Consider the following 20,771-nt stretch of genomic DNA (forward strand, 5'->3'; position numbering starts at 1 on the left):
TTCAAAAATTCTAATTCTTTCTGCCCTTTCCGACGGAAAACAACAAAGAACCCAGCCAGGCGGCAAATCCGATCGGCACGAGCGAGGCTAAGAATTTTTGAATTTTATTGACCAAGCCTACAACGATTATCGTTCTATTCTTGTCCATTCCCGTAAGAGCGGTTCTTACGACATTTTCGGGCGTAAGCCATATAAACTCCGGAGTTCGAAACCCAGCCGGAAAGGCTTTAGAAAAAAAAGGAGTTCGAATTGGCCCCGGACAAACAGCATGTACCGTGACTCCGCTCCCGATAAGTTCACGACTTAACCCTTCCGTGAAATACACGACGAACACTTTGGACGCGGCGTAAATCGTAAAATACGGAACGGGTTGAAACGAGGCGCTCGAGGCCAAGTTCAGAATTCTTCCCTTACCCTGTTCCAAAAACAAAGGAAGAATTTTCCGCGTAAGATGAACGAGTCCTTCTATATTCACTCGAATCGTAGTCAAAAAGCTCGACTCCGGTTCGGTTGCAAAGTCTCCGATATATCCGAGTCCCGCGTTATTTACGAGAAGGTCCGGTTTTATTTTTTTGCGGGCAAGGTAGGAAACGATCTTTTCTCTTCCTTCCTCGCTGAAAAGATCAGCGGCTACGGTTTCCACTTTGATCTTGTATTTTTTCTCCAATTCACTCTGTAGCGTTTTGAGTGAACTGGCGGAAATATCGGTTAGAATCAGATTCGTTCCCTGTTCTGCGAGCTGTTTTGAAAACTCCCTTCCGAGTCCGCCGGAGGCACCCGTAATTAAAGCGACTTCGTATTTCATATTCTTTTCCTTCCATTCAAATCTTCAGAATTATCATTTCGATGAATTCCGATTCATGTTAAACAAATTAGGAAATTCTATCGACCGATCTTATAATTTCTCCGTACGTTTAGCAAAATGCTTCCTAAGGGATATGTTTTGAATAAAATACGGTCATGCATTCGAAATTTCAAAATCTTAGAATCGTCTTTATCTCACTTATCTTTGTTTGTTTCCACTCCGTTTTTGCGCATAAAGGAAAACCAAGTTTCGTTTTGGAGGAATTTTCGAAACTCACCGATCGGATCGATCTTGAAAATTCGGGACCGACCTCGGTGGAAGCCCTTGAAACACTGCTTCGACAAGGCGGAGAAAAAGAAAAAGATTCGGAAATTTTCCGAAAGGCACTTCCGATCTTGATCGAACTCGGAAAAACTTCCGATCCTTCTGCAAAACGAAAGCTCTACTCGGAACTCGTTTCCCTTTTGAAGGAAGTGATCGGTTATCACGATCGATCCGGCGCCATTCTCTATCAATGTTCTAAAACCGGCAAACAATGGATTACGAACGCTTCCAAAGTGGAAAATCCTTTCGATCGAAAAAACCGTTCCTGCATTCAAAAAATGGAATAGAGCGGTTTTTTGCCGGCGAGATTGGGTTGGCAGTTACGATGCAGAATAGAACGACTTACTTTGTTAAACGAAATCAAAAAATAAGCCGAAATCATTTTTGTTAAGCGAATTCTTCCAGTTTTTGGAAATCGAGATTCGTCAAGAACTCCAAAGAAGTTGTGATCTTTTCGGGAGGCCAATCCCACCACTGTAGCTTTAGGAGTTTCTCTTGAACGTCTTGAGGAAATCGTTCTCGAATCACCCGAGCGGGGTTTCCTCCGACAATCGCATAATCCGGAACGTCTCGCGCTACGACCGAATACGCACCGATGATCGCTCCATTCCCGATTTTTATGCCGGGAAGAATCACCGCGTTGGTTCCGATCCAAACGTCGTTGCCGACGATCGTATTTCCTTTGTTCGGAAATTCTTCCGGTCGGGGCATGGTCTTTTCCCATCCGTTTCCGAAGATCGCAAACGGATAGGTAGAGAACGCATCCATCTTGTGATTCGCACCGTTCATGATGAACTTCACGTCCGTCGCGATCGCACAAAACTTTCCGATCACGAGTTTGTCGCCTCGAAAGTCGTAATGATACAGAACATTCTTCGTTTCAAAATGTTCGGCCCCATCGGGATCGTCGTAATAGGTATAATCTCCCACTTCGATCAAAGGAGATCGAATGAAGTTTTTTAAGAATCCGATTCTCGGAAATTGAGGAAACGGATGTGGTGTGGACGGATCGGGTCCGTACGAATTTGAATTTGCATCTTGCATGGATAAACCTCCCATCGCAGAAGGGAACTCGGGTTAATGATTGGGAATCGCTCGTCGCCAACGCAAACGACCTCGCTCCTTTTAGGAAGCGCAAGTATGAATTCGGAAAACGGGTTTGCCGATAAAAATTCGGTCCCGTTTCCTCAGAAACGAAGCGGCGATTCTACTTTTATTTAAATTGAAAAGCAAAGAAGAATATTCAGAAAACAGAATATTCCCGAAATTGAGGCGGGTTTTACAGGCTCATGATGGATCCAAATTGGATCCATCCTATTTCCAAGTCAATTCCGAAATCGAACGACCAAAGAAGTTTACGCGGGAACCCCGCTCACCTCTTTGAGTTTTGCAAGATTTCCTTCCAACACGGAAAGTGTATCAAGATGATAATCTTTCGCGTGTTTAAGACGGATTTGTTTGCGGTCTTCGGGAATTCTTCTACAGGAAAGTTCGAGAAGCATCCCCGCTAAAAGTCTCGAACAAGTAAAAACGATTTCTTCCGCATACGTATCCTTGTCCTCCCTTCCCGGAAGGTCTTTGTATAGCCCGACCAGCTCCTGAAACCCGTGGAACAATTTGTGAGTGAGGGATGAATCCGACTGATTTACGAGTTCGGATAAATATTCTCCGAAGGTATGAGTCATACCGGAAGTGATTCCTCCGATGCTCGCGTTGATCTGAATCTGAGAAGTTCCGTCGTAGATCGTGGTGATTCTTGCATCGCGATAAATTCTCGCGATATCGTAGTCTTCGGTATAACCCGATCCTCCGTGAATTTGAAGCGCATCGCTGACGACCTTCAAACAGGATTCGGAACAATAGAATTTGCTGATCGGAGTGAGCACGTTCGCGATTTTCTCCCAGTAGCGAACCACCGTATCGTTCTTCGCTTCTTTTTCGCTCGCTCCTTGTTTTTCCAAACGCATCGCTCTCCAGTAATAACGATCCATTACGCGGGAACCTTCCAGAGTGAGACAACGCATCGCGATCGTTTCCCTTTCGATTCGGTCGATGATTTTTTTGACAGCGGGAATTTCGATCAACGGTCGGCCGAACTGAATTCTTTCCTTTGCGTATTTTAGAGCTTCATAATACGCCGCGGTCGCGAGTCCGGTGGATTGCTGCGCGATTCCCATTCTTGCCCCGTTCAACATGCCCATCGTGTATTTTACGAGTCCGTATCCTTCTTCCCCGATCAAAAGTCCGGGAGAATTTTCGAATACTACTTCGCAAGTCGGAGAACAATGAAGTCCGAGTTTGTGTTCGATTCCGGCGATCTGAACGTCCGTGCTTTGAACTAAGAAGAAGGAAAGCCCTCTCGCACCGGAACCGACTTCTCCCGAACGCGCAAGAGTTAAAAGAATCGCGGGTGTGTCTCCGAATCCGCATCCGTGCGTGATGAATCGTTTCGTTCCGTTTAAGACCCAGTTCCCGTTCGAATCCTTGGTCGCTTTGGTTCGAAGGTTCGGTAAGTCCGATCCGTGATCGGGCTCGGTCAACCCCATCGCGCAGACGAATTCTCCTGCGGCGAGACGGGGAATCCATTCGTCCTTCATGGCTTGACTCGCGTGACGTTCCACGATTTCGGCGAGGTTCACGCAACCGATGGCAATGGCGAGTGACGCGTCCACTCTATAAAAGATTTCTGAAATGAATGATTTCACTGACCAGGGAATTCCGAGTCCGCCGTATTTTCTGGAAAATCCGTAGGCTTGCACTCCGGCTTCGACCACCTTTGCGACGAGTTCGAGCATCTTCGGCGGAAACTCGACTTTACCGTCCTTGAATTTGAGTCCTTCGCGATCGAGTTCCGCCACGTGCGGTGAAAGAATGTTTCCGGCAAGATCGCCCACCGTCTCCAACACGGTTTTATAATATTCTTTCGCTTCGGACGGGTTGGTCGGACCTCCGTCGGAGTTGTCGGAAAAATCGCCTTCGTAATCGAGTATGATTTCGGTCCAGGGGAGAATGTGTTCGAAATGATCCTGAATGTCCTGCGTGTCCGAAAAGTAATTGTTCTGAATCATGGAACCTCCGTGGATTCCACCAGTGTAAGCGATCGGAAAGGGGGAGAAAAGGAAAAATGTGGGAGTTCCCACATTTTAAAATGAGATAAAGGGACGTTTTACCGACGCCGAGCGTTTGTTTCGTGAAACTTCTCTACGATTTTGTGGGAACTCCAACGTGAAGCGCAGGAAAGGCCCAGTAAATTCCGGGAAAGTTGCCGGACTTCCGACCAATTTCCAAGAACAAACCGCGACCTTCAGAGAATCGCGCGGGTTTTCGACGAGACTTCCGCATCTTTCGTCCTTCCGTGACGCGTTTCAGCGGCGTCTTTGTCATCGAGTCGGCCCTCGCTTGAAAGGACCGACAAACGACGACTCGACCGAATTCTCAGCGCTTTTTCTTCGCCTTCTTTTTCACGACCGTATAACCGAGAATTTGCGCCATCTTCCAAATATCCGACAAGGTCTTTGCGGAATCTTTTTTAAGCAGAGAAGAATCCAATTTCGATTCCGTCTTGGAATTTTCCAAAATGCTGTGCAGATGAAATTCTTCGATTCCGAATCGAACTTCTTTCGAACTCAAAGAAATCCAAGCGCGAGGACCGTATTCTCCCCCGTTGATTCTCTGTTCGAGTTCGATTCCTTCTTCGGAAATTTCGGGAAGTTCCTTCAGTTCCAAATCGGGACTTTTCCGAGCGGCGGTATCGAGAATATAACGAGCCTCGGAATCTTTTTTGGATTCCTGCCACAAACGTTCCAGAGTTTGATCCCCTTCCTTTCCGAACCAAGGGAGAATTCTCGGCAACCTCGAAGCCAGCGCTTCTTCGGTCGAAGAGGAAGTATAACTGTGAGGGTTGGTGAAACCGAGTCTTCGTTTGAGCAGAGAAAAAAAGTTTTCGAAGGATTCGTTCCCTTTGAGAAGAAACAACTTCGCACTCAACAAATCTCCCCAAGCGGCCCATTCGGAAGGGTTGGTCTGAAGAATTTTGACGATCGTATTTTCGTCCATCGTCAGAACCTGAGACCATTTGTTCGCCTCCGGTTCGATGAATCGCAGAAATTGAAGACAATACAATTTCCAATCCGAACCTGCATGAGGAAGTTCTAATATTTTAGCGTAAACGGGAATTGCGGCTTCTCCTTGGATAAAAAGCGCTTTCATCGCCTCCCATCGATCGTAATTTCCTCCGTATCGATATTCGTCGCAGGAATAACGAAGCGATTCCTCCAGCCAAGGTCCGCCGATCTTAACGACGTCCGCGTCCTTATATTTCTTTTCTTTAATATTTTGAAACACGTGTTGAATGCTGTATTTCTCCGGTTTTAAAATTCCTCCGGGAAGATCCTTTGGATTTTTTGCGAGCCGGTTCGCGTATTCGTCATCGTCGTCGAAAGGAGGCAATTCCTTATCGGTCAGTTGAGACCAGGAATGGCGCGCAACGTGTTCTATGTATGTCCAAGTATAATCCACCATCGGATTCGGATCGGCGTACACGTGATAATACAAATGCTGCTTCAACTCTTGAATCTTCGCCTTACCGACGGCGCGAATCGGACCGTAAGCTCGATATTCTTCTCCTCTGTTTCCGAGAATTCTATGTCCTAACTGAATCCATTCTTCCCGGTTCGGTTCCAAAAGAAGAAGACCGGAAAGGTAACAAGCCTGAAGATCGATCGCGATTCCAGGGCTCGAATTCTTTTCCGCCTTTTCCAAAAGTTCTTTGAGTCCCGTTTTTGCGGAAGCCGGATCCAGAACCGTCCAAGCCATCGCGCCTTCGGAAAGATTGACCAACTGATTGAATTCCAGATAAGAATCGCGTCCTCCGCTTCCCTTAATCTGCGAACCCATTTCCAAATAGGTGCGGATGTATTCCAGATTTTCTTTAAAACCGAGCTTTGCGGAAACGGCGAAAGAATATCCCAATGCGATTCCGAAAATGCTGAGTTGGTTGCGGTAGGTGAGAACCTTGTTCGCAAGTTTTCCCGATTCCTCGTCCCCGGTGAGAAGACGCTCGTTCAAGGCGCGTTGCAGATAACTGAAAACGGTGAATATATTGTTGAGGTTCGGCCCTTCGTCTTGCACCTTCTTCTTCTTTTCCAAGGCCGCGTCCATCGTTTCGAAAAATTTCCAAGCCGCTTCGGTAAGAATCGAAAGCGCCTCTTCCCGTTCGCTGTCCAGAACGCATTCGATCACTTCTTCCAGACGTTTGTCGTCTTGTTTCAATTTTTGAATCGCGTCCCGAAACGCGTTCATCGCGTTTGCATCATCAAATTTTCCTAATGTTTTGATGATTCCCGCGTACGCTTTTTTGTTTTCGGAATCGTAATGCAATCCCTGACGGAACGCAGCGGACACGGGAAGAGAGAGCCGCGGATCCAAATCCTCTTTTTTATAAGGCCATTCGTTATAACTCGAATCCGTTCTTTCTTTGAAGTATTGCTCTACGAGTTTACCGAACTTAGTATCCTTCTTACCGATCTCCTTTAAGAGAAAGTCGTGCGTTTCCACGTCTTCCGGAAATTCTTCCAGGATCGACAAAGGATCGGCTCCGTTTTGAATTCTTTTTTTGAGATCGGCGGTTGCGATCTTTTTCTTTCCCGCAAGTCCCGTCGCTTCTTCTAAACGTTTTCGATTGGCCGGTTCGATCTGCTTCGAGTCGCAGTTGCGGAATGTTTGTTCGCGTAATTCCTGAAGTTTTTTCGCATTCAATTTTCCGATCGAATCGCTTTTACCGTCGAGAAGAGCAAGAATCGTCTTCGCGAGCGCGGGAAGAATTTCACCCGAAAGTTTTTTGGAAAGTTCGCAGGCCTCGCGGCAAGCGCTTTCGTTTTTCATAAAGTAGTGTGCGAGCATCCAATACGCGGCAAGAGAATGGGATTTGCCGAGCAGCTTTTTTTCTTCTTCCCAATCCTTAAAGTTCGGAGCGGAAGCGAGTTTTTCCGCATACGCATAAGCCGGATCTCCATAAGTATGCCCGAGCAACCAGGACGTTCTTTCAAAAAGATCCAAGGATTTTGTGTAAAACGGTCTTTGATCGTATTTCTTCTGCGCTTCTTTTTCGTATTGTTTGATAACTTTCGAATCCATCACGGATTCCACTCTTATATCGGGAACGGATTCTTCTCCGTCCTCCTCATCGTCTTCGTCATCATCCTCGTCGTAGTCGTCGTCTTCATTCGACCAATTGGCCGCGATAAAATGGCTGATGGAAAAAAACGGTTCGTCTTCGAGTTCTCCGATTTCGTGATTGTAACGATGCACTTCGGCGGAACCTTCCGCGTGCGGAAGGAGATTGACCCAGCAACTGTCCCCTCCTCCGTCCGATCCGAAATGCGCGACTCCGGTAAATAAAAACATCAGACCTTGATACGATCCGATCAGTGCGTTCACTTTTTCTTCGATCGTGTTCGATTGACTCAGCAAAAATTTTTGGAACGAGACCGCTCTGTAATCGGGATAATAATCTCCGTCGTCGTCTTCGTCCTGTTCGTCGAGATCCTCTTCTTCATAATCCTCTTCATAATCTTCCTCGTCCTGAAGTCCGCTTCCGTGATCGATCATATTCCAAATATCGCTCACGTTGTACATGATTTCCTGATAAGCGATGCGGACGTTTTCCCATTCCAGAATTTCTTCGGGAGGACGAAACCCGTGCAGTTTTTCGAATTGATCCAAGAATGCGGAGGTAAGTTTTTTCTTTTTTTTGGATTCGAACGCTTTCCAAAAAGAATCGCGATACGACTGTTTCACCAACATCCGATCGGCCATGATTTCGGCCAACTTCCCTGAGGAAAGATCGGTTTTTGTAAAGGAGGGAATCGATTTCTGTGTCATAAAAACATAACAAAAACGGAATCTTTTTTTGATTCTTTTTTGAAATCGAATTTTTTTGAACCTTTACTCACCTAGAGCCGACTCTAGGTTCGTCCAACTTTTAGATTTAAGGAGAATCCCGCTTGAACCAGCCGCTCGCCCTCAGTATCTCCAAAATTTCAGAGTTGACGAATTTCAGTCAGCATACTCTGCGCTATTACGAAAAAATGGGAATTCTTCCCAAGCCGGAAAGAAATCACGGAAAGGACCGGAAGTATTCTCAAAGGGATCTGAATTATCTAAAATATATTAAGACTCTTAAAGAACTCAACATGCCTCTGAAGGATATTAAGGAATTCCTAAAGGAAGGATGTCTTTTGGAAAAGATTTCCAGAGGTGAAAATCTGAAACCTCCTTTGAACAAAAGAATCCGAATTCTTTCCTCTCATCTCGCGACCCTGGAGCAAAAAAAGAAGGATCTAGAAATTACGATCAAACTCACAAAAAACAAAATCAAGGAATTCGAAACCCGTCTTTACCAGGAGGAACAGAGTTAAGATGAAATCATTCAAACCGTATCTTTTTCTGATATTTTTCGCGCTGATTACCGGTACGACTTTCGAAGTCGCCAAACAGGCGTTACATCACTTTACGCCCGCGCAGACCGGAGCCGTTCGTTTCGCGATCGCTTCCGTGTTGTTGTTCGCCTTCGTATTCTTTACGGATAAAAAACTTCTCAAAGTCGACAGAGAACATCTCAAAAGTCTGCTTCTTCTCGGAGTCGCGGGAGTTTTCGGATTCAACTCGTTTTTCTTTTTGGGAATGAAAAGCGCTTCTCCGGTAAACGCGGCGATCGTAATCGCACTCGGCCCCGCAATCACCGCGTTTCTTTCCTACTTTCTCCTGAAAACGAAGATCACTTGGATCCAATGTTTCGGAACGTTAGTCTCCTTTGCGGGAGTTCTTCTTGTCATCTCCGACGGCAACTCGGCCGCGCTCGGAAATATTCTGGAAGGAAAAGGAATCGTTTACATCTTTCTCGCGACGATCTGTTGGGCGTTTTATTCGGTAGGAATGAAAAAATATCTCAAAGGAGTTTCCACGATCCAGATTACCACTTTCACTTCTTTTTTCGGAATGATCGCCTTGGTCTTATTTCTTCTCTTTTCGGGAGAATCGAATTTAAACTGGTCCGTTCTTCCGAGCAACGCTTGGTTTGCGATTCTTTATATGGCCGTGTTCACTACGTTTTTCGGTTATCTCTTTTGGAATTACGGAATTCAAAAGGTGGGTCCCGATAAGGCGGCCATATTCGGAAACTTGGTCCCGGTTGTCGCAATGTTGACGACTTGGTTTTTGGGAGAATCTCTGAACTACTTCGATATTCTCGGAGCCATTCTCGTGATTGCCGGAATTTTCGTGGTCAACTCAAGCGCGAAAAAAATACAAACGAGCCCGGAGATAAAAACGTCCGCGGCGAATTAACGGAACAAAAAAATGAAACATATAATTAGAGTTCTTCTTCCACTTCTTCTTATCGCAACTTCGTTATCCGCTCAAGACAAACAAAGTCCGGATATCAACTCCGGGATTCCGGAAGATAATGCGCAAAATCTCCCAAAGGCGACGGATAAAAAACCAGAGTTCGGTTTCAGTCAGTCCCTTTCCAACGACGTCTTCGTTTTTGGAAACAGTTTATTCGGCGAAAGACTCAGCCGCAGAAACAACGAATCGTATACCGATGTTTCTCCGGGTTTGATTTTGGGAACGTTCGTGAACTTCCTTACTCCCATCCCCGGCTTCCGTTTAAATTTGATTTCGGCAAACCCTTTGATCGGAAGAAGCAATACGGACAACGACTTTTTTTACCAATCCAGTCCCGGTGGTCCGGATGAAACGAACAAAGTGGTTCAATCTTTGCAATCCGGTCAGCTCGGTTATGATCCGAATCAAGTTCGTCCACGAAAAGAAAACAACGGCGTCCGGGATTATTTTATCGGTCAGATCGTTTTCGAATGGAATACTTCGATCGGTCAGTTCTTTACCGGATTTTTAACGGTGAACAGCGCGAACTACCCTTCGAACGCGAGTCTTTTTAATTACACTCTCGGTTGGAAACCTTCCTACCTAAGTTATCTCAAACCGGAACTCGTTTCCAACTTCCGCTTGTCTTCGGAAACGAACGGACTCAATCAGGGAAACAGTCATCACAGAGCCGCGATCAGTCATGAATACGAGCTAACAAAGGATTGGAAGCTCACGCCGGGAATGCAAGTCGGTTATCAATATTTCAACAACAACACCGATCGAAGATCGGGAGTCACGGATATTACAGCAAAAGTTCAGCTGAACTTCAAGGACGTGAACGTAAGCGTGAGCGATGTTTACAGACCGGATCAATATCTTTTTGACAACGACCGCGTCTACGCGAAACCTACGGGAGTCGCTTCCGACTCGAACGCAAACGACGGAAAAGAAACGGACCCTTCCAAAATTCACGGAACTTACAATCAGACGATGGCTTCCGCAATCCAATCCCTCGCTTTGGATACGGCTTCCAAAAACCATCTGCTGAATTCCTATCAGCAGCAACACCTTCCCAAACATCACTTTATCGTGAGTCTGGGTTACGTCGCAAAATTTTAGAATGATTTGTCGAGACCGATCCTCCGATTTTAGGATCGGTCTTTCTTTTTAGCTGGATTTTTAAAGCATCGCGCGCAGAATCTTAATTCTTTCTTAACTTAAAAGAGACGCTTCCTTATGGGAGATTCGAGGTCGGCCTCTTGTATTTTGAGATCGATTCATTAAGATTCAATCATGAACCAAAAACGGAATCTTACAAAGTCAGAACACTTTCAAAAAAGAAAGCGGACGATTCCCGCAGCGATTTTTAAACGAAGAATTTCGATCTCGATCTATTTCTTAGGGGCTGTTCTTTGTTTCGCTTCGCTCGACGCTCAAGAAAAAAATTCCACTGTATCGATTCAAACGGAATCCCGGCCCGATGTGAAAACGCAAACCAAGAATCCCAATTCTTCCCAACAATCGGAACCCAAACCGCTGAACCCCGCCTCGGCGCAAAACTCGGAGTCCATTCAAGGACAAACTCAAATCCAATCACAGCCGCAGGAAGAAATTCCGAAAAAGGAAGACGAAGAACCGAAAACGAAAAATCAAGGACCGAAGTTCGGATTCTTTGTGGATTCGTATTACGCGCACAATCCGTATCGCCCGACTTCGAGAGACAACAAATATCTGACGCAGCCAGCGCGTTGGGACGAAATCAACATCAACTTAGCGCATATCGACGGAAAAATCGAAACCGATCAATATAGAGGAAGACTCGCGTTTCAATTCGGAAACTCCGTGAACGCAAACTACAAAAACGAAGTAAGCTCCGAAAAAAATTCCAATCAGGTTTCCGTTCGCAACATTCAAGAAGCGTATGCGGGGATCAAACTCGCAAAAAATCTCTGGTTGGACGCGGGAATTTATTTCGGGAATATCGGGCTCGAAAGCTGGATCTCGCATTCGAACTGGAATTATACCCGCGCCCTCGCTCTCGACTACGTTCCGTATTATTCAAGCGGCTTTCGTCTTTCGTATCAATATTCCGAAAAACTTTCCTTTCAACTCCATCTGATGAACGGATGGTCCAATATCACCGAAACCAACCGAGACAAAGCGATCGGAACGCAGATCGAATACAAATTCACGGATAAGTTCAAGATCGTCCACAACACCTTCGTGGGGAACGAAGCGCCGGACAATCAGCCCCGTCAGACAAGATATTATAACAACCTAATATTCCAATATCATTTTACGAAATTTTTCATCGTCGCCGCATCGGGGGACGTCGGGATTCAGCGCGTTCCCGATCCGGGAGTCAACGCATATCGGCAGTGGTATCACGGAACGTTTTGGATCACTTATAGACCGATCGAAGTCTTCCGAACCTCGGTACGCCTCGAAAGAATGTACGATCCCGAACAAACGATTATACAAACCGGAACCAGAAACGGTTTTTTGACCTCGGGAGCGACCTTGACCTTGGATTATATCCCGAACGAAAACGCGATGGTCCGTCTCGAAGGAAGATATTTCCGTTCGTATGACGCGGTGTTCGACCGGGACAAATCGAATTCCAAGGAGGAAAAATTCGTGGTCTTTGCGGTCACCGTAAAGATTTAACGGAAACTTCTTGAAACCTTTTGCATCGCGGTTCGAATCGTAAGGTATGGAACAAGCAACATTAGGCGGCGGCTGTTTTTGGTGTCTCGAAGGAGTGTATCAAATGGTGGATGGAGTGGAAACCATCGTATCTGGTTACTCTGCGGGACATACGAACAACCCCGATTATCGTTCCGTATGTTCGGGAACGACCGGACACGCGGAAGTCGTTCAAATCACGTTCGATCCGAAGGTAATCTCTTATCCCGAAATTTTGGAGATCTTCTGGATCTGTCACGATCCTACTACGTTAAACCGACAAGGAAACGACGTGGGAACGCAGTATCGTTCCATCATTCTCTATCATTCTCCCGAACAAAAGCGACAAGCGGAAGAATCGATTCAAAAAGCGGGCTCGCATTTTTCGGATCCGATCGTAACGCAGGTGGAACCTCTGAAAGAATTTTTTCCCGCGGAGAATTATCATCAGAATTATTTTCGATCCAACCCGGGACAACCGTATTGCCACTACGTTGTTAAACCGAAGATCGATAAATATTTGAAGACCGGCTTTAAGGTCAAAAAGGTAAATTCCTAATATTCGCTTCGAGTTTTCGCGGAAGAAGAGGAACAAGTTTCGATCTTAAATTCTACTTGATCCTCTTGTAACGAACGATAAACTGTTTCTTCAATGAACGCGAAAATTCGAAGAACATTCTGGATTCTTTTTCTGGGAATTTTTCTTTCCCAGTGTAAGGCGAGCATTCAGCTTCAAGGCGAAATGCATCATCCCAAAACGGAAGACGGTTGGGATTTAACTCTCGAACACTTTCCTCCTTTAGCGGGTCATCCGCCAAAAAAATATCCCGTGATCCTTTGTCACGGATTGATCGCAAACAGAACCTATCTTAAGATCAACGAGAAAAGTTCCATCGTGGGAAGACTTCAAAAAGAAGGATACGACGTTTGGTTGTTGGATCTGAGAGGAAGAAGGGACGCGGGTTATCCTTCCTTATTCTTCGGAGATAAGACATTTTCATACAGCATGGACGATTACATCCGATACGATGTGGACGCGGCCATTAAACACGTGTTAAACGCGACCGGAAAAGATAAGGTAAACTGGGTCGGTCACAGCATGGGCGGGATGATCATCTATTCGAGAATCGGAAGCCTCGGCGAAAAACGAATCGCGAACTTCGTGGCGATCGGCTCCCCCGCGATCATGGATCCACCGAATTCCGCGCTCAAACGCTGGACTTCCTTAACTTGGCTGATGAATCTTTGGCCGGTCGTTCCCGCCGAAACCTGGGCCGGAATCCAAGGAGGAACGGGAATTCCGTTTCTTCCTCAAAAATCGTTCGAAGAACTTTTCTGGCACAAACCGAACATCGAATCTTCGATTCTTTCCGACGTAAAAACGACGTCGATCAACCCCGGCGCGAAGAACGAAATTCTTCAGTTCAAAGATCTGGCCGAAAGCGGGGAAATCCGCAGTTTAGATCACAAGATCTCGTATTCGAACGGACTCAAAAACATCAAGATTCCGACCTTGTTGATCGCCGGAAGAAGGGATAAATTAGGAATGTCCTATTCTCTTCGTTACGCATACGACAACATCGGTTCCGAAGATAAAACGTTGTTCATCGCGTCTAGATCGAACAATCATTCCGACGACTACGGTCACACCGATTTGATCGTCGGGAAGAATGCGGACAGGGACGTTTTCGTTCCTCTCGTCGCTTGGCTGGACAAAAGAAACTAATCGAATTGGACTCAAGAATGAAATTTATACAATTAAAAACCGCAGCGGTCGCGTCGTTGCTGATCGCGCTTCTTTTCGGATGCACGCGTTATGTGGTCATTACCGAACAGAAATTCACTTCTCAAACGGCGAACATAGGACCGAATCTTTTTTTGACGACCTTCTCCTATGAGAATTCCAATTATCCACCGGTACTTCTCGTCGATCCCGTGTTCATCAATAAAAAAGCTTTGTATCTCGGGGATAAATCCGGTTTGATCGGAGTTTTAAACGGAAATGGATTTTCGGTTTGGCTTCTTCATTTCGAAGATCATAAATCGGTGAACCTCAAAGAGATCGGAGAAAATCTGATTCCCGACGTGATCGCGAGAATCCAGAAAGTCACCGGTAAAAAAGAATACATCCTCGGAGGAGTTTCGCTCGGAGGACAAGCCGTATTACATTCTTTTAAAGCGAAGAAGATCCCCGATATTTCCAAAGCGTTTTTTCTTGGAACGGGAATGGATTACAAATACAACGATAGCTTTATCGAACAGATGAAGGCGGAAAAAAGATTCGGAACCGATCTGACCAATTCCTGCAAAAACAAGGACAGTTTCTGCAAACGGTTCATTTCCTTCGACGAGGACGACCCTACGACTCTATTCGTATATCAGAATCTTTTTAACTACTTGCCCACGCTTGAAGAGAATCCGAAAACCTGGGAGTCGTTCGAGTCTACCACGTTTCCTTCCCTTTTTATCGGAGGAAGAATCGACAACGTATCCCCTACGGAAAGCATTCATCCCGTTTACAAACGGAAAAAAGGCAAGAAGGAATATCTGGAAGCGGGAAGAGACAACGGAATGTCGATCGACTACGATCACTTAGGATTGTTCGCATACGAAGACGCGCCCGGAGACATCTATCAGAAAATCGCCGATTGGTTGAAGGAAAAAGAACCGGAAACTACGAAGACCGCTTCCATCCCAGCAAATCCATAACCTTCTTAATGTCCTCCCAAACCTCGCGTTTGAGAGGACTATTCTCCCCGCCGTTGCGGATCACAAAACTAGGGTGATACGTAGGCATCACCGGAATTCCGAAAAACGATCCCCAGGTTCCTCTGAGTTTGGTAATTCCTTCCTTGGTATTTAAGATAAATCTTGTGGAAGGATTGCCGAGCGTAACCAACACTTTCGGCTGAATGATTTCCAACTGTCTCAAAAGATACGGAGCGCAAGCTCTCGTTTCCTCTTCTTCGGGAGGACGGTCCTTTTCGAATTTCATATCCAAGGTGGGCCTGCACTTTACGATGTTCGCGATGTAAACGGATTCTCTCGGAACCCCCATTCCTTTTTCGATGATTCTTGTCAGCAGTTCACCGGCTCGACCCACGAACGGACGGCCGGTGAGGTCCTCTTGTTTGCCCGGCCCCTCCCCGATAAAAACGACTTCCGCATCCGGATTGCCTTCCCCGAAAACGGTTTGGGTTCGAGTCGTGTGAAGCTTGCAGAGTTTGCAGGCGGAAACCTCGGATTGAACGAGGGCGAGTCTTCTGAGTTTTTCTTCTTTGCTCATCGAAAATACGTTCCATCCAAATTGAAAAAGAATTTCTCTGGAGTCAATGGAAATGATCGTTCTAACGGAAGCGGGATTGTATGTTCCCCAAGCGGACGTGTATGTCGATCCGTGGAAAGGAGTTTCCCGAGCCATTCTCACGCATGCACATTCCGATCATACTCGTAGAGGTTCTCGTCATTATCTTTGTGCGGAACCCGGTCTTTCTCTCACGCAGGAACGGCTCGGACCGAAAGCGAACGTGGAAACTCTTCGTTATGGACAAGCCGTTTATCGCAACGGAGTTAAGATCAGTCTTCATTCCGCCGGTCATATTTTGGGATCGGCTCAGGTTCGGATCGAATATAAGGGAAGAATCACGGTCATCAGCGGAGATTACAAAACGGTTCCCGATCCTACCTGCGAACCGATCGAAATTTTACGATGCGATACTTTTCTATCCGAAGCCACCTTTGCAAAACCATATTATCTTTGGGAAAAATCGGAATTCGTATTTCAGAATATTCTAAACTACATTTTGGAAAATCACGAACTGGGAGAAATCACCGTTTTATACGGATATTCATTGGGAAAAGCGCAGAGAATTCTCAAGGGACTTTCGATCGCGGCGGAGTCGGCCGGAACTCCGTTGGATTTTTACGTCCACGATTCGATTCTTTCCATGAACAAACGGTACGAGGAATCGGGTGTTTCCCTTCCACAAGCAAAGGCCCTCGATCAGTTTACGGAGAATGTCAAACATCCCTCCGTTTTCATCGCGCCTCCCGGTGTTCCGATCCCGAATCCGCGATCGCAAAAAATTCGAAGCGCGTTTTGTTCGGGATGGATGCAGCTTTCCAAAAACAGAAAGGCCGGAAGTTTTCACAAGGGGTTCGTATTATCGGATCACGCGGATTGGAACGAATTGATCGGAACGATTCATGCGACAGAAGCGGAAGAAATTCTTCTCACGCACGGAGATACAAAAGACATAGTGCGTTATTTGAAAGAAACAGGAAAGAACGCAAAAACGCTCAAAACGAAGTTTCATTCGGAAGAATTCGAATCTTGAAGGAGTTCCCACATTTTCCGTTCAAAGGATTTCTTCGCGGATTTTTCGGAACGTATGGAGCTCCCGCAGATTCCGACTTGAAACAAGTCCTCAATAGTTCAAAATTATAATATTCTTTTCTTTAGTTCCCTTGAAAAAATACGATTCACTTCTAATTATAAAGCGATAGGATTTTTGGAAAAAAATTATTTATGATTGAATCTCCGATTCCGGATTCGTTTTAATTTTCATTACAAAAATTGAATCGATCCCGGTTATCAAACGGGGAGCCAATCTATGAACGAAACCGAACAACCCAAGCTGAAGAAGGCGAGAACGGAACATCGTTACGCTTTGATACAATGGATTCAAAAGAACGAGGTCCGGAAAATCAAAGAGGAACTCGAATCCAGAGGAACGGAATTCTACGGAAATTCTCCGCTTTTCTTTGCCGCCAGCGAGAACAGCCCCGCCGTTTTGGAACTATTGGAAACCTTCGGGTTTTCGTTAGATACGCGCGATTCCAATCAAAACTCGCTTCACTTTTATGCCTGCAGGGATCGAGGTAAAACGGAAGTCGCCGAATATCTTCTTCAAAAAAAGATTCTGCCCGATCCCGCCGACGTCGTTGAAGCCGCCAACGCCGGAAAAATCGACATTCTAAAATTATATCAGAAACAGGGAATCGATCTGAAAGATCCGAACCTGAAAAATTCCAGTTATACTCTTCTTGAAGTCGCCGCGTTCAGCGGATTGGAATGCGTGAAATTTCTTTTTGACCAAGGAGTAAAACTGGAGGATTCCATTCTTCCCAAAGCCGCCAATCTCGGAAAACTCGACTTGGTTCGTTACCTGCTCGAAGAACAAGGGGCAAATCCGAACGTCAAGATCCACGAAAGAAACGCGGTTCACGAAGCATGTTTAGGACCGTTCAGTCACGATCCTTCGGATCATTTGGAAATTCTAAAGTTGTTACACAAACACGGAGGAGATTTGAACGCGGCCTCCGATTGGATTCCGAATTCGTACGCATATACCCCGCTTCATTTTGCCTGTCGCCCCGGCCCTCAAGACAAAACTGCGATCATTAAATATCTTTTGGAAAACGGAGCCAATCCCGATTTGGAAAATCCGAATTCCGCTTTGAGCATCGCCGATACGAAAACCAGAAAAGAAATTCTTGCATTTCTCGAAACGAAAAAAGGAATTCAACTTTCCAAGGACCCGTTCGAAAGATCGTTTCAGGTCGAGAAGATGATCGATTTTGCGGAAAACGCGATCCGCGGTTTTGCAAAGGAGAATCCGAACGCGCTCGTCTTTCAGTTCGTCATCGAAGGCGCGACGATGAGCATGAGCGATCTTTTCGATCCAGACTACTACGTAGGAGATTGGAAATACGAAGGCTTTGCTTCCTTCGAACAGGAGCACGGTTTCGATTTTCAACTTTGGCGCGAACACTACGATTCGATGGGAGAAGAGGAAAATTCTCCGTATGCGGCCGCGATGACCAAGCTGTTCGAAGGCCTCCGGAAACGAAAGGCCTTCGATTGTCTCAAACGATCCAAAAATTTCGAAGCGAGAATGATCGATCACATGTATTAGAAAGATCGCATGTAATTTCCGCATCGACCGATAGACGATCGAAGCGGAGAATTCTTACGGAACGAATTTCAATACGTATTTGGAATCCTTTTCGATCTGCGACTGAGTAAATCGGATCGAACGATGTTCTCCGTTTAAAAACATACGAATCTGATCCCCGTAAAACGGAGAACCCATATTTCCCGAGTTTCCGGTCGGCAACACGGACCAGGAATTTTCAGGATGAGAAAGATCGATGATTCTTCGTTTGGACGGACCGACTTTCGGAGTCATCTTCGGATTGATTTCCTTATGATTCATCAGATTGACCACGGATTCGCCCGAAACGACGGGGAACGGCCCTTGATTGAAAATCCCCGCAAGCAAGGGCACCTTTCCCATCGGATGTTCAAACGTGATCTTATGCGCGTCTCCCCATTTCCAAGAAGAAGGAGAACCTCCGTGTTCTTTAGCAAGGTAACGGACCGTTTGCGAAAAAGAACGGATCAGAATATCCCTTCTCGTTTCTTTGCGCTCGATGGTCGCAAGATCGTCCCAAAAATCGGATTTCGGATTCGCAAGAAGCGATTTATACGCGTTCCATCTTTCCGCGGTTTCCCCGAACACGCTCAGATCGGATTCCCCGAACTCGTCCGTCCATAGATTCAACATTACGAATTGATTGAGCGTATGATAGATCGTCGCCCCTGCGGAATCCAACGTGTTTTCACCGTTGAATTGACGGTATATATCCAAGGCCTCGCGAAACACTCCGACCCAATTCTTATCCTCTTCCAATTCCAGAGAGATCAAAGGCACGATCGTTCTTGCTGAAAAAGAATGAACGTCGGTTTGGATCTTTTTCATATCGTCCACGGACCATTCTTTCTTTTGAGAAAGAAGTTCGTAGATCCTTCTTGCCCGATCCGATTCCTGCCAATATCCTTCCGGTTTTCCGTATCCTTTGATGTCCTGCGTGGGAACGTGATTCGCGGTAAGAATGATTCCTTCCGGCGGATTGATGAGCTTCGGATTCTGCGCAAACGGAACATAACCGATCACGTCGTCTTCTCCCGTCGCTCCGTTTAAGATTCTTCGCGTATTCGTTTTCTTTTTGCGAATCGGAAATCTTCCCACGCCCCACCATGCGATGTTACCGCTCGCATCCGCATACGAAACGTTGAGTCCCGGCGCCGGTAAACCTGCGGCAACGGTGGAACATTCCTGCAAGGAAGCACAACGTCCCAAAGAATAAATCGTTTCCAATATGGGCACGGAAAGATGATGAAAGATCCAATAGATCGAAACGACCGGACCGGTATAACCGTGAATCGGTTTGGAAACGATCGGACCGTGAGACGTGACTTGAACCTGAATTGAAACCGGGTCTTGCCCTTTTACGGAAATCGTTTCCGTAAAAACCTGAACGGGAACCCAGTTTCCTTTTTCTTTTACCAAGTTCGGTTTCGCAGGATGCAGTTCTTCCTCGTAAAAATCCATGTCGTCGTTTTCCAACATGGTCAAAGCCCACGCCTTTTTCGCGTTATGCGCAATCAAAGGAAACGGAAAGATCGGAAGATGATATCCGTACGTTTCGTGATCTCCCGCGACAAGATGAACCTCATACCAAGTTCCTGGATTCCCGTAACCGATATGAGGATCGTTCGCGAGAATCGCGCCGCCGGTGGAAGAACGGGAAGGTCCGATCACCCAGGAGTTGCTCCCTAAAAACAACGGAAGATCCGAAAGAATCTTGTTCGTTCTTTGAATCACCTGACCGAATTCGGAAAGTTCATTCGATGTCGCTTTAGCAAATTTCGATTCGGAAGCGAGTGGCAGGAATCCCTTTGTGCGTTCCGCCAATTTTTTAGGAGAATAGGAAGGCTGATTCTCCTGAATCGAAAACGGATCTTCCGTATCGTGTCTCGGAAACGCTTCGGCGACGTTTCGATTCGGAAGTCTTCGCTCCAGGATCGTATAAAGAGAATCGGTTCGTAACGCTTCCGCGAACGAAAAAGATAACAGCGATAAGGCGCTCAAAACGTCGAGCCGATCGAACGGCTTAGGCTGATAACCCAGAATCGTAAACTCGATCGGGAGCGGTTCCGTTTTTAAAAAGAAATTGATCCCTTCCAAAAAAGAATCCAGCTCTTTCAAAATCTGCGGGTTTCCTTTGGTCGCTTCCTGCAACATCTTCTCCGCCGTTCTCCGTAAAAGAATCTGTCTTAAAAAAATATCCGCGGGAATCAGATCGGCCCCGAGAACTTCGGATAATTCTCCCTTGCCGGCTCTTCGGAGAATTTCCATTTGGAACAAACGATCGCTCGCGCTTACATAACCTAACGCAAAGTAGGCGGACGAAGAATCTTCCGATCGGATATGCGGAACCCCGTACGAATCTCGAATCACGGAAACGGGCTTTGCAAGTCCGGGGGCCTTCAATTCTCCCGAAAGACGAGGAGCCTTCCAAAAGATCAAAAGTGAAAAAACGACTTTTACAAGAACGATGAGAACGAGAATGGTAACCGAGGATCTGCGGATCCAGACGGGAGTTCGATTCCAAAAATCGAAGAAACGATCGATCAAATTTTTCATAGCCTAACCAATTTTTTTATAATTTCTCAGCGAAAGGAGCTTACTCAAAACGGTTCGAATAGCAAGAAAAGTTTTAG

General features: G+C 46.0%; 16 protein-coding genes. 10 read left to right on the forward strand and 6 right to left on the reverse strand.

All coding sequences use genetic code 11. The features are described 5' to 3' along the window. Positions 1–10: 10 nt before the first annotated feature. Entirely contained in the window at positions 11–805 is a 795-nt protein-coding gene (locus DLM76_RS04220; RefSeq protein ID WP_118964431.1) for an SDR family NAD(P)-dependent oxidoreductase, read from the reverse strand. A 254-nt stretch (positions 806–1,059) separates the two neighbouring features. Between DLM76_RS04220 and DLM76_RS21655 the strand changes: the two genes are divergently transcribed. Continuing rightward, positions 1,060–1,416: a hypothetical protein gene (locus DLM76_RS21655; protein WP_167450706.1), complete on the forward strand. Its 357-nt coding sequence runs from the start codon at positions 1,060–1,062 to the stop codon at positions 1,414–1,416. Positions 1,417–1,516: 100 nt separating this feature from the next. Here DLM76_RS21655 and DLM76_RS04230 read toward each other — a convergent pair whose 3' ends face one another. The 3 genes from DLM76_RS04230 to DLM76_RS04245 all read right to left on the reverse strand — a co-directional run bounded on the left by DLM76_RS04230 (position 1,517) and on the right by DLM76_RS04245 (position 8,011). Beyond that, positions 1,517–2,173 carry a CatB-related O-acetyltransferase gene (locus tag DLM76_RS04230; RefSeq protein ID WP_118955173.1) on the reverse strand — a complete coding sequence of 219 codons (657 nt, stop codon included), beginning with the start codon at positions 2,171–2,173 and terminating at the stop codon, positions 1,517–1,519. Between the two features lie 311 nt (positions 2,174–2,484). After that, a complete protein-coding gene (locus DLM76_RS04235; RefSeq protein WP_118964432.1) occupies positions 2,485–4,197 on the reverse strand; it encodes an acyl-CoA dehydrogenase family protein in 1,713 nt (570 codons plus the stop codon). Positions 4,198–4,564: 367 nt separating this feature from the next. Further along, the gene (locus DLM76_RS04245; RefSeq protein ID WP_118964433.1) at positions 4,565–8,011 is read right to left on the reverse strand and encodes a hypothetical protein; all 3,447 of its coding nucleotides are present in this window, start codon (positions 8,009–8,011) and stop codon (positions 4,565–4,567) included. A gap of 122 nt (positions 8,012–8,133) precedes the next feature. On the opposite strand from DLM76_RS04245, the gene DLM76_RS04250 reads away from it, so the two are divergent. The 7 genes from DLM76_RS04250 (at position 8,134) to DLM76_RS04280 (ending at position 14,911) form a co-directional block, all read left to right on the forward strand. Continuing rightward, positions 8,134–8,547, forward strand: coding sequence for a MerR family transcriptional regulator (locus tag DLM76_RS04250; RefSeq protein ID WP_118954797.1), 414 nt, complete (start codon positions 8,134–8,136; stop codon positions 8,545–8,547). A 1-nt stretch (position 8,548) separates the two neighbouring features. Then, entirely contained in the window at positions 8,549–9,475 is a 927-nt protein-coding gene (locus DLM76_RS04255; RefSeq protein ID WP_118964434.1) for a DMT family transporter, read from the forward strand. Positions 9,476–9,487: 12 nt separating this feature from the next. Beyond that, positions 9,488–10,636 (forward strand): hypothetical protein, encoded by a 1,149-nt coding sequence (locus tag DLM76_RS04260; protein WP_118964435.1) that lies wholly within the window; start codon positions 9,488–9,490, stop codon positions 10,634–10,636. Positions 10,637–10,810: 174 nt separating this feature from the next. Continuing rightward, positions 10,811–12,184, forward strand: a complete 1,374-nt coding sequence (locus DLM76_RS04265; protein ID WP_118964436.1) for a porin — start codon at positions 10,811–10,813, stop codon at positions 12,182–12,184. 46 nt (positions 12,185–12,230) lie between these two features. After that, positions 12,231–12,761 carry a peptide-methionine (S)-S-oxide reductase MsrA gene (gene msrA, locus DLM76_RS04270; protein WP_118964437.1) on the forward strand — a complete coding sequence of 177 codons (531 nt, stop codon included), beginning with the start codon at positions 12,231–12,233 and terminating at the stop codon, positions 12,759–12,761. Positions 12,762–12,854: 93 nt separating this feature from the next. Beyond that, positions 12,855–13,928, forward strand: coding sequence for an alpha/beta fold hydrolase (locus DLM76_RS04275; RefSeq protein WP_118964438.1), 1,074 nt, complete (start codon positions 12,855–12,857; stop codon positions 13,926–13,928). A 17-nt stretch (positions 13,929–13,945) separates the two neighbouring features. Beyond that, positions 13,946–14,911: an alpha/beta hydrolase family protein gene (locus tag DLM76_RS04280; RefSeq protein WP_241548172.1), complete on the forward strand. Its 966-nt coding sequence runs from the start codon at positions 13,946–13,948 to the stop codon at positions 14,909–14,911. Here the strand turns inward: DLM76_RS04280 and DLM76_RS04285 are convergent. After that, complete coding sequence (locus DLM76_RS04285; protein WP_118964439.1) at positions 14,877–15,488, reverse strand: uracil-DNA glycosylase; 612 nt, start codon at positions 15,486–15,488, stop codon at positions 14,877–14,879. The two genes, DLM76_RS04280 and DLM76_RS04285, sit on opposite strands and share 35 nt — an antisense overlap. A gap of 52 nt (positions 15,489–15,540) precedes the next feature. On the opposite strand from DLM76_RS04285, the gene DLM76_RS04290 reads away from it, so the two are divergent. Further along, positions 15,541–16,539 (forward strand): ligase-associated DNA damage response exonuclease, encoded by a 999-nt coding sequence (locus tag DLM76_RS04290; protein WP_158586368.1) that lies wholly within the window; start codon positions 15,541–15,543, stop codon positions 16,537–16,539. 276 nt (positions 16,540–16,815) lie between these two features. Further along, positions 16,816–18,120 carry an ankyrin repeat domain-containing protein gene (locus DLM76_RS04295; protein WP_118964441.1) on the forward strand — a complete coding sequence of 435 codons (1,305 nt, stop codon included), beginning with the start codon at positions 16,816–16,818 and terminating at the stop codon, positions 18,118–18,120. Between the two features lie 54 nt (positions 18,121–18,174). On the opposite strand, the gene DLM76_RS04300 is transcribed toward DLM76_RS04295, so the two are convergent. Continuing rightward, positions 18,175–20,694 carry a penicillin acylase family protein gene (locus DLM76_RS04300; protein ID WP_118964442.1) on the reverse strand — a complete coding sequence of 840 codons (2,520 nt, stop codon included), beginning with the start codon at positions 20,692–20,694 and terminating at the stop codon, positions 18,175–18,177. Positions 20,695–20,771 lie beyond the last annotated feature (77 nt).

It is taken from the genome of Leptospira yasudae, from assembly GCF_003545925.1.
GTDB classification, from domain to species: Bacteria; Spirochaetota; Leptospiria; order Leptospirales; family Leptospiraceae; genus Leptospira; species Leptospira yasudae.